Origin of the sequence: Caballeronia sp. LZ032 (assembly GCF_031451315.1) — a bacterium.
Lineage (GTDB): Bacteria > Pseudomonadota > Gammaproteobacteria > Burkholderiales > Burkholderiaceae > Caballeronia.
In genome coordinates this window covers 610,733-623,132 of the sequence record NZ_JARUXP010000004.1, presented here as the reverse complement: position 1 = coordinate 623,132, position 12,400 = coordinate 610,733, and the positions used below count along the sequence as shown (strand labels likewise).

The 12,400-nt window shown below is 65.0% G+C and carries 12 protein-coding genes; 8 read left to right on the top strand and 4 right to left on the bottom strand.

Going from position 1 to position 12,400, the window contains the following annotated elements:
* The first annotated feature begins 141 nt into the window (after nt 1–141).
* A complete protein-coding gene (locus tag QCE69_RS30640) occupies nt 142–966 on the top strand; it encodes a shikimate dehydrogenase (RefSeq protein ID WP_309934656.1) in 825 nt (274 codons plus the stop codon).
* 114 nt (nt 967–1,080) lie between these two features.
* Nucleotides 1,081–1,566, top strand: a complete 486-nt coding sequence (locus QCE69_RS30635) for a hypothetical protein (RefSeq protein ID WP_309926119.1) — start codon at nt 1,081–1,083, stop codon at nt 1,564–1,566.
* Between the two features lie 8 nt (nt 1,567–1,574).
* Here the strand turns inward: QCE69_RS30635 and QCE69_RS30630 are convergent, their stop codons facing one another.
* Complete coding sequence (locus QCE69_RS30630; RefSeq protein WP_309934654.1) at nt 1,575–2,534, bottom strand: MBL fold metallo-hydrolase; 960 nt, start codon at nt 2,532–2,534, stop codon at nt 1,575–1,577.
* Nucleotides 2,535–2,696: 162 nt separating this feature from the next.
* On the opposite strand from QCE69_RS30630, the gene QCE69_RS30625 reads away from it, so the two are divergent.
* Both QCE69_RS30625 and QCE69_RS30620 read left to right on the top strand, forming a co-directional pair.
* A complete protein-coding gene (locus QCE69_RS30625) occupies nt 2,697–3,476 on the top strand; it encodes a helix-turn-helix domain-containing protein (protein ID WP_309934652.1) in 780 nt (259 codons plus the stop codon).
* Nucleotides 3,473–4,285, top strand: a complete 813-nt coding sequence (locus tag QCE69_RS30620; RefSeq protein WP_309934650.1) for an IclR family transcriptional regulator C-terminal domain-containing protein — start codon at nt 3,473–3,475, stop codon at nt 4,283–4,285. The genes QCE69_RS30625 and QCE69_RS30620 overlap by 4 nt, the downstream gene beginning before the upstream one ends.
* On the opposite strand, the gene pdxY is transcribed toward QCE69_RS30620, so the two are convergent.
* Nucleotides 4,286–5,167: a pyridoxal kinase PdxY gene (gene pdxY / locus QCE69_RS30615; protein ID WP_309819951.1), complete on the bottom strand. Its 882-nt coding sequence runs from the start codon at nt 5,165–5,167 to the stop codon at nt 4,286–4,288. It abuts the gene before it with no gap.
* A 523-nt stretch (nt 5,168–5,690) separates the two neighbouring features.
* Between pdxY and glgC the strand changes: the two genes are divergently transcribed.
* From glgC to QCE69_RS30595, 4 genes are read left to right on the top strand one after another with little or no spacing between them, the layout of a single operon-like run.
* Nucleotides 5,691–6,965 (top strand): glucose-1-phosphate adenylyltransferase, encoded by a 1,275-nt coding sequence (glgC, locus tag QCE69_RS30610; protein ID WP_309926112.1) that lies wholly within the window; start codon nt 5,691–5,693, stop codon nt 6,963–6,965.
* A gap of 39 nt (nt 6,966–7,004) precedes the next feature.
* On the top strand, nt 7,005–8,468 hold the full coding sequence (gene glgA, locus QCE69_RS30605; RefSeq protein WP_309926110.1) for a glycogen synthase GlgA: 1,464 nt from the start codon (nt 7,005–7,007) through the stop codon (nt 8,466–8,468).
* A 55-nt stretch (nt 8,469–8,523) separates the two neighbouring features.
* Nucleotides 8,524–9,324 (top strand): SDR family oxidoreductase, encoded by an 801-nt coding sequence (locus tag QCE69_RS30600; RefSeq protein WP_309926107.1) that lies wholly within the window; start codon nt 8,524–8,526, stop codon nt 9,322–9,324.
* Nucleotides 9,325–9,350: 26 nt separating this feature from the next.
* Nucleotides 9,351–10,787 carry a dihydrolipoyl dehydrogenase gene (locus QCE69_RS30595; RefSeq protein WP_309934648.1) on the top strand — a complete coding sequence of 479 codons (1,437 nt, stop codon included), beginning with the start codon at nt 9,351–9,353 and terminating at the stop codon, nt 10,785–10,787.
* Nucleotides 10,788–10,871: 84 nt separating this feature from the next.
* Here the strand turns inward: QCE69_RS30595 and QCE69_RS30590 are convergent, their stop codons facing one another.
* Both QCE69_RS30590 and mmsB read right to left on the bottom strand, forming a co-directional pair.
* Nucleotides 10,872–11,228 (bottom strand): hypothetical protein, encoded by a 357-nt coding sequence (locus QCE69_RS30590; RefSeq protein WP_309819941.1) that lies wholly within the window; start codon nt 11,226–11,228, stop codon nt 10,872–10,874.
* Between the two features lie 276 nt (nt 11,229–11,504).
* On the bottom strand, nt 11,505–12,389 hold the full coding sequence (gene mmsB, locus QCE69_RS30585) for a 3-hydroxyisobutyrate dehydrogenase (RefSeq protein ID WP_309926103.1): 885 nt from the start codon (nt 12,387–12,389) through the stop codon (nt 11,505–11,507).
* Nucleotides 12,390–12,400 lie beyond the last annotated feature (11 nt).

Below are 12,400 nucleotides of genomic sequence, written 5' to 3'. Positions count from 1 at the left end.
GATTTGAGGGCGGGTTCGAACGAAGACGATTAGTTGCGGTCTTTCGCCTTGAATATTGAACATAATTCCACTTTAGATTAGAGTTCTCCACGAACAGGCGAACCGATCCCGATCGCCTCGAATTCCAGTCCGGAGACAACAATGGCGCAGGACCCCTCTTTCTCGGCTTCGCTCGACGAAGGCCTCAGCGGCGCGACACGCGTGTATTTCATCGTCGGCGATCCGATCGCGCAGGTGCGCTCCCCGGCCGGCGTAACCGCCGCGCTGCGTGCGCAAGGCCAGGACGCGATCGTGATTCCCGCGCACGTCGCGCCCGCCGACCTCGAAGCGTTCTTCGCCGGTCTCGCGCACTTGCAGAACTGCGACGGCGTGATCGTCACCGTCCCGCACAAGTTCAGCGCGACATCCTTCTGCAGCACCCTGACCGACGAAGGCCGTTTCCTCGGCGCGGTCAACATGCTCAGGCGCAATGCGGACGGCAGCTGGCACGGCGGCGCGTCGGACGGCATCGGCATGGTCGCGGCGCTGCGCGACGCCGGCTGTGAACCGACGGGCAAGCGTGCGTTGCTGATCGGCGCGGGTGGCGCGGGTTCGGCGATCGGGCATGCACTGGTGGATGCCGGCGTGGCGACGCTCGCGATCCGCGATTCCGACGCCGCGCGCACCGATGCCCTCGTCACGCGTCTTGCCGCATTGAAACGCGGCGCGGTGCAGGTCGCGGACGATGCGGGCGCGGAAACCTATGAACTGATCGTGAATGCGTCGCCGGCGGGCATGCGCGCGGGCGATCCGCTGCCGATCGACGTCTCGCGCCTTGCGCCCACCACGTTCGTCGGCGACGTCGTGACCAAGCCGCCGTTGACGCCGTTCATTGAAGCGGCCCGCGCGCGCGGCTGCGTGACCGTGACCGGCACGCAGATGTTCGGTCGAGTATGCGATGCCATCGTCGCGTTTCTGGTCGCCTGACCGGTTCGGCAGTCGGAAAAGCGCACACGCACGACGCATGCGGAAACACTCATAACAAAGGACTCTGGAACAATCCACACCGCCGTTCCTTCGTTACCCAAAGGAGTTCCCGCGATGATTTTCCATGCCTCCATACCCGCCAACGATCCGAAACACGTCGCGCAGGTGCTGGCCGAACTCTGGGATGGCTTCGCCGCGCCGTTCTCGCCGTTCCCGGACGCGTGGATGGCCGTGGCGGGCGACGAGCGCGGCAGCATCATCGAGGTGTATCCAGGCGACCGCGTGATCACGCCGGGCGGTGGTGAGGAAGAAAGCGTGGGCTACGGCGCGGACACCGCAGCGCGGCCGCGCTACAGCGCCTTCCATATGGCGATTGCGACGCCCCGGACGAGCGCGGAAGTCATCGCGATTGGCGAGCGTGAAGGCTGGCGCGCGGTGCATTGCACGCGCGGCAACAACTTCTTCCACGTGATCGAACTGTGGATCGAGAACTCGACGATGCTCGAATTCCTCACGCCCGACATGCAAGCCGAGTATCTGGCTTTCTCGACGCCCGAGAACTTCAAGGCGATGGCGGCGGCCAACCCTTATCAGGCGTAAGCGCCTCGTCAGTCCTGCAGCGCGGCCCACATCTCCTGGTCGCGCTGGGCGGTCCAGATGCGCGGATGGCGGATGCCGCTGGCTTCGTCATAAGCGCGCGACACGTCGAACGGCAGACAGTGCTCATAGATGAAGACGTGACCGAACTTCGCATCCATCGACTTGCGCGCGTGCGCCATCGCACCCTTCAGGTCGAGCTTCTGCGCAACGGCCTCGCGGCCCGCCTGAAGCAGCGTCGTGACGAAGTCCTTCGTATAGTCGAGTCCTTTGTTCACACCCGCCGGCGACAGCAACGCCGGGCCGCGTCCCGGCACCAGCTTGTCCGCATTGAGCGCGCGCAAGGCTTCGAGCGTCGCGGGCCAATCCTCGAGCTGCGCGTCGCCGCAATAGCAGGCTGCGTCGTACTCCACCAGATCGCCTGAAAATAGCACCTTCTGCGACGGCAGCCAGACCACGGTGTCGCCCTTCGTGTGACCCGAACCGAGATGCGCGATCCTCACTTCGAGCTTGCCGAGGAACAAGGTGATCTCGCGCTCGAAAACCAGCGTCGGCCAGGTGAGACCGGGCACCGTCTCGACGCCCGCAAACAGACGCGGAAAGCGTTCGATCTCCGACTTCATGTCCTGCTCGCCGCGCTCGACGATCATCTCGTAAGTGCCGCGGCTCGCGATCACTTCCTGCGCACCTTCCTTGAAATACGCCGATGCCCCCAGCACGCGCACCGCGTGGTAGTGCGACAGCACGACGTACTTGATGGGTTTGTCGGTGACGCCGCGAATCTTTTCGATCAGGTCCTGGGCCATCGCAGGCGTCGCGGTGGTATCGACGATCAGCACGCCGTCGTCGCCGACGATCACGCCCGAGTTCGGATCGCCTTCCGCCGTGTAGGCGTACGCGTTGTCGGAGAGCTGCGTGAAGGTGATCTTCTTCTCCTGCAGATCCGCCTGCGATGCGAAAGCCTTTGCCATGATCGTGTCTCGTCCAGTCTTGTGAGGATGAACCGATGATCGATGCGAGCCCATACTTTGTCAACAGCAAGTACACTTGCCATAGACAAATTTCGGGTAAATACTGAAGGGCATCGGCCGTTCGGTCGAGCCGCCCAGTTACTTCCCATCACGGAACGCACTTTGGCCCGTCTCCTATCCGCTGCGCAGCATGCGGCACCCGTCGAAACGAAACAGCAGCGCGGCATTCAAAGCGTCGAAGTCGGCGCGCGCCTGCTCGACGCCCTCGCGAAGCGGCGCGAACCGCTTGCGCTCAGTGCGCTTGCCGACGCCGCCGCGATGCCCACAGCGCAGGCGCACACCTATCTCGTCAGCCTGACGCGGCTCGGGCTCGTGAAGCGCGATGCATTGACCGGCAATTACGAACCCGGCCCGCTCTCGTTGCGCCTGGGCGTCATGAACCTGGAGCAGCAGCCGGCGTACCGGGCGGCGGCGCCGCGCGTCGCGGCACTGGCGCTGGAGACCGGCATGAGCGTGGCAGTCAGCGTAGCCGGGCCGCAGGGGCCGACTATCGTGCGCTACGAACGCGGCGGCCAGCCCTTGCATGTCAATTTGCATGTCGGCACGGTGATGTCGCTGCCGGCCACGGCGACGGGCCGGATCTTCCTCGCCTTCGACACCCCCGCCAGCGTCTCGGCCATGCAGGCGCATCAGGCGGAAGCCGACCTGCCGAGCCTGAACGCGCGGCTCGACGAAATCCGGGCGCGTGGCATCGAACGCGGCATCGATGCGCCGAGTCCGGGCGTCAGCAGCATGAGCGTGCCGGTGTTCGACGCCGCGCAAAAGATGCAGCTGGCGCTGACCGCGATCGGTCCGACCGGCCTGTGCGACGTCGCCTGGAACGGCGCACTGGCGCAGGCGCTGCGGCATGCGGCACGCGACCTCACCGCCGCCTTGTCATGACGACGCACGCTCCCGACGCCCGTCCGCAGCGCGGCATCAACGCCCTCGATGCGACCGGTGATCTGCTGCACGCGCTGGTGGCGGCAGACGGCCCGCTGCTGCTGCGCGACCTCGCGGCGGCGGCCGGCATGCCGCCGGCCAAGGCGTTCGCGCATCTGGTGAGCCTCGTGAAGGTCGGCCTGCTGTCGCGCGACGACGCCGGGCGCTTCCACGCGGGGCCATTGAGCCGCGAGTTGGGTTTGATCGCGCTGCAACGACTCTCGCCGGTCCGCGATGCCGAAGCGGAGATCGTCGCGCTCGCGGCGGATACGTCGATGACGGTCGCGGCCGCCACGCTGGGGCCGCTCGGACCGACGGTCATCCGGCTGGAGGAATCGGCGCGGCCGCAGCACGTGAGCCTGCGCATCGGCACCGCGATGTCGCTCGTGAACACGGCCATTGGGCGAGTCTTCGCGGCGCATCTCGGGGATGAAGTGCGGACGAGTCTGCTGCAACAGGACGGCATCCGCCTCGCGGGCGTGGCGCCGACATCGTTCGCCACGACGGACGACGGTGACTATCACGTAACGTTGTCACGCATCCGCGAGCAGGGTTTCGATACGGCGCTCGATGCACCGGTCCCCGGCATTCACTCGCTGGCCGCGCCGGTCTTCGATCACACCGGCAGCGTGTGCCTGGTGCTGGCGCTGATCGGTTCGGCGGGCGGTTTCGACAGCGCCGCCGACGGCCCGCTCGCGCGCACGTTGCTGGCCGCGACGCGCAGGCTGTCCTGGCGTTTCGGCTTGCTTGAAGCGACCGAGGCGAGCTAGTCAGGCCCGCTTGACGGTTTCGGAGCCCATCACGCGGATGGCGGGAAAGCGGTCGGTGGGCTTCGCGATCTCGTCCTGCGACGCGACGATCTCCAGCTCGTACCGACCGGCCTCGTAGGTGGCCTTGACCACTGCGTTGACGGCCGCGAGCGTGTGTTCGAGCGCGTTGCGCAGTGAATCGCCGAGCAGCGTGCGCGCGACGAACACGCCGCTCGTCAGATCGCCGACGCCGACCGGCTGGCGCGCGAACGGATACAGCGGACGTTGCGCGAACCACGCCTCGGTCGGGCCGACTGCAAGCATGTTGAAGGTATCGGCGCGGCTGTTGCGGTCGAGCAGATGCTTGACGAGCACGATGCGCGGCCCGCGCGCAATGACCTCGCGACAGGCGTCCACCGCTTCTTCCACGGTTTCGATGCTGCGTCCGACGAGCTTTTCCAGTTCGACGTGATTGGGCATCAGCGCGTCGGCGATGCCGGGCATCGTGGTGACGAGGAAGTCCTCGATGCCGGGCGCGACCGTGCAGCCGCCCGTCTGGCCCATGACCGGATCGCAGAAGAAGAGCGCGTGCGGATTCACCGCCTTGACCATCTTCACGATCTCGACCACCGCGCGGCCCTGCTCGGGCGCGCCGAGATAACCCGAGAGCACGGCATTGCAGCGCCCCAGCACGCCGATCGCGCCAATCCCTTCGATCACGCTCTGCAACTCGTCGGCATCGAAGGCGCTGCCGGTCCAGCGGCCATACTGCGTGTGATTGGAGAACTGCACGGTGTTGAGCGGCCAGACGTTGACGCCCAGCCGCCGCATGGGAAAGACCGCCGCGCTGTTGCCCGCATGGCCGAACACCACATGCGATTGAACGCTCAGGACGTTGTTCATATTCTGATTTCCCGCTTGGTTCCAGTTGTTCGGTCCGACGAAACGTCGCCTTGCAGTGCAGCGATCGCGGGTGCGCGCCAAAGGTCTGCCTCAGACGGCCCCTTCAGGACGCCCGCCGGCATCGCGTGTCTTGTATTGTGCCGTGCCTCGACGCACTGCGGCACGGCCTCGTCATTAAAAATCGGCGAACCTTGCTTGTCGAGCGTCGCGAACATCGACGCCGGTCATATCGGGCATGGCAAGACTGCTTTGCGCAATTCGGCATGCGCCTTGCTCGGCCGGAACGTCCGCGGCATGGTATAGATCATCCGACGAACGGCACAGGTCCACAGCAAGGACGAACGTCCGGCAAAAAACCAGCCGACTTCCGCACAGGAAGGGCCACGCCGCCTGATAATGCGTGAATGACAGCGCGACACGCCGCGCAACGCACGCACTCCCCGGCCTGGAAATCAGACACACGAACACGAGGACGAACTCTCGGCAGGACATCCATAGTCGCAGGTCAAATCAGGAGGCAGGAATGGAGACGCTGATCAAGAATCGCACCGATTTGCAGAAGTCGACCCTCGCAATCGTCCTCGCCGGCGGGCGCGGCACCCGCCTCGGACCACTCACCGACAAGCGCGTGAAGCCCGCCGTCCACTTCGGCGGCAAGTACCGCATCGTCGATTTCGCGCTGTCCAACTGTCTCAACTCCGGCATTCGCCGCATCGCCGTCGTCACCCAGTACAAGGCTCACTCGCTGATCCGCCACATGCAGCGCGGCTGGGGTTTCCTGCGCGGCGAGTTCAACGAGTTCATCGATATCTGGCCGGCGCAGCAACGCGTCGATTCGAGCTGGTACCGCGGCACGGCGGACGCCGTGTACCAGAACATGGACATCATCCGTTCGATCGGCCCGGAATTCGTCATCGTGCTGGCGGGCGATCACATCTACAAGATGGACTACACGCGCATGGTGCTGGATCACGTCGAGAGCGGCGCGGACTGCACGGTGGGCTGCATCGAGGTGCCGCGCATGGACGCGGTGGCGTTCGGCGTGATGCACGTCGACGAGAACCGCCGCGTGACCGACTTCCTGGAGAAGCCCGCCGATCCCCCCGCGATGCCCGGCAAGCCCGATGTCGCGCTCGCGAGCATGGGCATCTATGTGTTCAGCGCGAAGTATCTGTACGAGATGCTGCAGGACAATATCGAGACCTCGAATACCGATCACGACTTCGGCAAGGACATCATTCCGCGCGTCGTGACGACCGGCAAGGCCATCGCGCATCCGTTCAGCATGTCGTGCGTGACGTCGTCGAGCGACCCGGAAGCGCCCGCGTACTGGCGCGATGTCGGTACCGTCGATGCCTACTGGGCAGCGAATCTCGACCTCGCCTCCACCATTCCGGAGCTCGATCTCTATGACCGCAAGTGGCCCATCTGGACCAATCAGGAGCAGCTTCCGCCGGGCAAGTTCGTGCGCGACCTCAACGGCCAGCAAGGCGCCATCACCAACCTGCTGGTCTGCGGCGGCTGCGTGATCTCGGGCTCGCAGGTGTCGAAGTCGGTGTTTTCGTCGGCGGTGCGGGTGCACTCGTTCTGTAACATCAATGAGGCAGTCTTGTTGCCGCAGGTAACCGTCGGGCCGAGTTGCCGGCTGCAGCGCGTCGTGATCGACCGCGGTTGCACGGTGCCCGAGGGACTCGTGGTGGGCGAGGATCCGGACGACGACGCCGCGCGCTTCTTCCGCACGGAGTCGGGTGTCACGCTCATCACGCGGGACGCGCTCGCGCGACTGTCGCAGGGATAGACGCGGGAGCACCATGACCATCAATCGACGGGAGCGCCGATGACCGTACGCGTGCTGCATGCCGCAGCAGAAATGTTTCCGCTGCTGAAGACCGGCGGTCTCGCCGACGTGGTCGGCGCCCTGCCGCCCGCGCAGTCGCAACTGGGCACGCACGCGCGGGTCGTACTGCCGGGCTTCCCGGCCGTGCTTGCAGGGCTCGACGACCTGCAGCCGGTCGCCGATCTGGGCGCGGCGTTTGGAGTCGGCCAGATCCGGCTCGAACGCGGCGTGTTGGCGCCGCACGGGGTGGTTGTGTACGTCGTGCGGGCGGACCCGTTCTACGACCGCCCGGGCAACCCTTATCTCGACGCGGCTCACCGCCCCTACGCCGACAACGACCGCCGCTTCGCGCTGCTCGGCTGGGCGGCCGCACGCATCGCGACGGGCGCCGATCCCGCCTGGAAGCCGCACATCGTCCATGCGCACGACTGGCATGCGGGGCTCGCGCCCGCCTATCTGCGCGCGTTCGAACGCGCGGGCGCCGCGAAGACCGCCAGCGTGATGACGGTCCACAACCTCGCCTACCAGGGCACGTTTCCGGCGTCGGAATTCGGCGCGCTGCAACTGCCCGGCGATTTTTTCGCGGTGGATGGCGTCGAGTTCTATGGCCTCGTGTCGTTCCTGAAGGCCGGGCTGTATTACGCCGATCGAATCACCACGGTCAGCCCCACCTACGCGCGCGAGATCCAGACGCAGGCTCACGGCGCGGGCCTGCACGGCCTGCTGCAGACGCGCACGCACGACATCACCGGCATCCTGAACGGCGTCGATTACGCCATCTGGAGTCCGGCCGTGGATGAATCCATCGCGACGAAATACACGCCCACGCGCGTCTCCGGCAAGTCGAAGTGCAAGTCCGCGTTGCAGGAACGCATGGGCCTGGAACGCGACGACAACGCGCTGCTGTTCGGCGTCGTCAGCCGGCTGACGGAACAGAAGGGACTGGATCTGCTGCTGTCGGTGGTGCCGGACATCGTGCAGCGCGGCGGGCAACTGGTCGTGCTCGGCACCGGCGATCCGGCGCTCGAAACCGGCATGAAGAACGCGGCGGCGGCGCATCAGGGCGCGGTGGCGGTGGAACTCGGCTTCGACGAGACGCTGTCGCATTCGATCATCGCCGGCAGCGACGTGGTGATGGTGCCGTCGCGCTTCGAGCCGTGCGGGCTCACGCAGCTGTACGCCCTGGCCTATGGCTCGCTGCCGCTCGTGCATCGCGTGGGCGGGCTGGCGGACACCGTGACGGATTGCTCGCTCGAAAATCTCGCCGACGATCTCGCCACCGGCTTCGTCTTCGACACGTTCGATCGCGCCACCATGGTCGCCTCGATCCGCCGTGCCTTCGCGCTGAAACAGCGGCGCGCCGACTGGAAGACGGTGGTCAGGCGCGGCATGGACCAGCGCTTCAGTTGGGAAGCGGCCGCGCTCAAATACGCGGAGGTGTATCAGGGGCTGACCGGCGGCTGAAGCGCGGGCGCATGCCTTGCTCCCGATCCGTCACCCTCAGACACGGACGGAGCATATGCACAAACCCCTCGCAGGTCAGATCGCGCTGGTGACGGGCGCAAGCTCGGGTATCGGCGAAGGCGTGGCGCACGCACTCGCCGACGCGGGCGCGCACGTCGCCATCAACTATCACTCGCATGCCGAACCCGCCGAGAAGCTCGCCGCCGCGATCAGCGCAAAAGGCGGCGAAGCGTTCGCGGTCGGCGCGGACGTCGCCGATGAAGCGCAAGTGGACGCCATGTTCGACGCCGTCGTGCGGCGCTGGGGCACGCTCGATATCGTGATCGCGAATTCGGGCTTGCAGCAGGACGCGAAATTCACCGAACTGACGCTTGCCGACTGGCGGAAGGTCATCGACACCAATCTCACCGGCCAATTCCTCACCGCCCAGCGCGCCGTGCGCGAATTCGAGCGGCGCGGCATGCGCGACGTGTCGAAGGCGCTGGGCAAGATCATCTGCATGAGTTCCGTGCACGAAGTCATTCCGTGGGCGGGGCACGTGAACTATGCGGCGTCGAAGGGCGGCATCCAGATGATGATGAAATCGCTCGCCCAGGAAGTCGCGCCGCAGCGGATCCGCGTCAACGGCATCGCGCCCGGCGCCATTCGCACGCCGATCAACCGCGAAGCCTGGGACCAGCCAGAGCAACTCGAGAAGCTGCTGACGCTGATTCCATACGGACGCATCGGCGAAGTCGACGACATAGGCCGGGCGGCCGTCTGGCTCGCCTCCGACGACAGCGATTACGTCGTCGGCACGACCCTGTTCGTCGATGGCGGCATGACGCTCTATCCGGGCTTTGCCGACAACGGCTGAACGATGGCAGCAACACGGGGAAGCTTATGAAGGACATGAAGGTGGATGTGGCGGTGATCGGCGCGGGGACGGCCGGCATGGCGGCGTTTCGCGCGGCGCGGCTCGCGGGCGCGAGCGCGGTGTTGATCGAGAGCGGCGAGTTCGGCACGACTTGCGCGAGGGTCGGCTGCATGCCGTCCAAGCTGCTGCTCGCGGCGGCGAACGGTTTGCACGAAGCGCGGTCGCTGGCGGCGCGCGGCATCGAGGGCACGCATGCGCTGGAAGTAAATCGCGAACACGCGCTCGATTATGTGCGGCGCGAGCGCGATCATTTCGTCAAAAGCGTGCTGGACGAAGTGGAGTCGTTTCCCGACGACTGCATCGTGCGCGGCCAGGCGCGCTTCGAATCGCCGACGCGGTTGATGGTCGGCGACGACACGCGTATCGAGGCGGCGCGCGTGGTCATCGCGACGGGCGCGGCGCCGAGCGTGCCGGACGAACTCAAGGTCTTCGGCGACAAGCTCATCACCAGCGACGACCTGTTCGAACTGCACGCGCTGCCCGCGAAGATCGCGGTGTTCGGCGCGGGACCGATCGCGCTGGAACTGGGCCAGGCACTGGCCCGTCTCGATGTCGACGTCTTTGTGTTCGGCAAGGGCGGCAGCGTGGCTGCGCTCACGGATGCGCCGGTACGCGACGCGCTGAGAGAAGCGCTCGCCGACGAGTTCTACTTCGATCCGGACGCGAAGTTCGATGCGATGTCGTTGGAAGACGACCAACCGACCTTGCGCTTCACCTCACCGGGAGGCGAGCCGCGGACCGAACGCTTCGATTTCGTGCTGGCGGCCACGGGCCGCGCCCCGAACCTGAAAGCGCTGGCACTGGACAAGACGGGCATCGCATTGAACGACAAGGGCGTGCCGCTATTCGACGAAACCACGATGCAATGCGGCGACAGCACGATCTTCATTGCAGGCGATTGCGACGGCACACGCCCCTGGCTTCACGACGCCGCCGACGACGGCAAGATCGAAGGCGACAACGCCGCGCGCTTCACCGACGTGCAGGCGATCAAGCGCAAGGTGCCGTTCTCGCTGGTCTTCTGTGAGCCGCAGGTGGTGATCGTCGGCGCATCCTATGACGATCTCGAGAAACAGATGACGGTAACGGGGGAAGCGTCGTTCGAGGATCAGGGCCGCAGTCGCGTGATGCGGCAGAACCGCGGTCTGCTGCACGTCTACGCCGATGCGAAGACCGGCAAGCTGCGCGGCGCGCAAGGCTGCGGTCCGGCGATGGAACATCTCGGGCATCTGCTTGCGTGGGCGCTGCAACTCGACCTGACGCTCGATGAAATGCTCAAGCTGCCTTTCTATCATCCGGTCGTCGAAGAAGGCTTGCGCAGCGCGCTCAAGGATGCGGACACGAAATGCTATGAACAACGCTCTGAGACGCCGCCGGCATTAGCGAGTGCTGCGGGCTGTTGATGCTTGCAGCAGTGCACAAAAAAAACGCCGGTTGCGCATGCGCAACCGGCGTTTCGTTTTGGCCTTCGAAATACGGCTTGAGACTTAATTGCCGCTCAAACCATATTGCAGTGCAAGATCGAATCCGAGGACGACCATCGAACAGAACAGACCCAGCGAGAGATTGGCCAGTCGATGACCGACATCCTTGTGTCGGGTCAGCACAGCGCCTGCGAGGAACGCGATTTCCACGATGACTTGCATGCAGAACACGGCGACCATCAGCGCGAATTCATAACCCATCGCGTTGAAGTTCATGAAGTTGAAGCCGTTCACTGCAACCCAGGATCCCACTCGCCATACTTCGTATGCCAAAAGCAGCAACGGAAAGAAATAGCTGGCGACATAAGTCGGCACCGTGGCGTGCCGCAATTCCATGTTCAAGTGACGTGTAACTTGCATCGCGTACTCCTCATCTGATTGCCCGAAAACGACGGGCGTTCTACCAGCACCGTGGCGCTACCGGAGCGTTCGTACCGAACGGCAGACGGGCGTCGTGCTTTCAGAATAGGACAATTTTCTGGAAAGCGAATCATCGTATTCCCGATGGTCTTTCCCAGTAACGGACTGCGCGACGCGTTGTGCAGTGCAACTGAACAAACTAGTTATAAACAGAGGGCAGGATCGGCACGCACGGTCGTGCCGCCACCCTCCTTCGTTTGATACTGTTGGCCGCTATCAGTTCTTCCCGTACAACTTGATGATGCCCGAGAAATCGAGTCCGCCAAGGCCTTGCTGGCTCATCGACTGATAAAGCTGCTGCGCCAGCGCACCCATGAAAACAGGCTGTTTTGCGCCGCGCGCCGCATCGACGGCAAGGCCCAGATCCTTCAGCATCAGATCGGCGCCGAAGCCGCCCGCATAGCCGCGTGAAGCCGGTGCCGTCTCGACGATCCCCGGATAGGGATTACACGTATCCGAACTCCAGCAGCGTCCCGTCGAGGTATTCACGATGCTCGCCAATTTCGACGGATCGATACCTAGCGTTTCCCCCAGCTTCATCGCTTCAGCCACGCCGATCATCGAGATGGCCAGCAGCAGGTTGTTGCAGATCTTCGCAATCTGACCCGTGCCGGTTTCGCCGCAGCGCACCATGTTCTTGCCCATGCCGCTCAGCACCGGACGCAGCGTGTCGAACAACGCTTCGTCCGCGCCGACCATGAAGGTCAGCGTGCCCGCCTGCGCCCCGACGACGCCGCCCGACACCGGCGCATCCGCAAACGGATTGCCGTGCTGGGCCGACGCCTCGCCGATCAGCTTCGCCGTAGCCGGGTCGATCGTGCTGCTGTCCACCAGCGGCACGCCCTTCGCGACGCCCGCGAGCACGCCGTCGTCGTTCAGATAGACGGCTTTTACATGCTGCGCCGCGGGCAGCATCGTGATAACGACTTCCGCACCTTCCGCCGCCGCACGCGGCGAGTCCGCGAGCGTCGCGCCCGCCGAGCGCGCGGCGTCCAGCGCGGCCGGCACGAGATCGAACGCCGTGAGCGCATGCCCTGCCTTCAGCAGGTTCGCGACCATCGGGCCGCCCATGTGTCCGAGACCAATGAAACCAATCTTCATCGCTGCCTCCT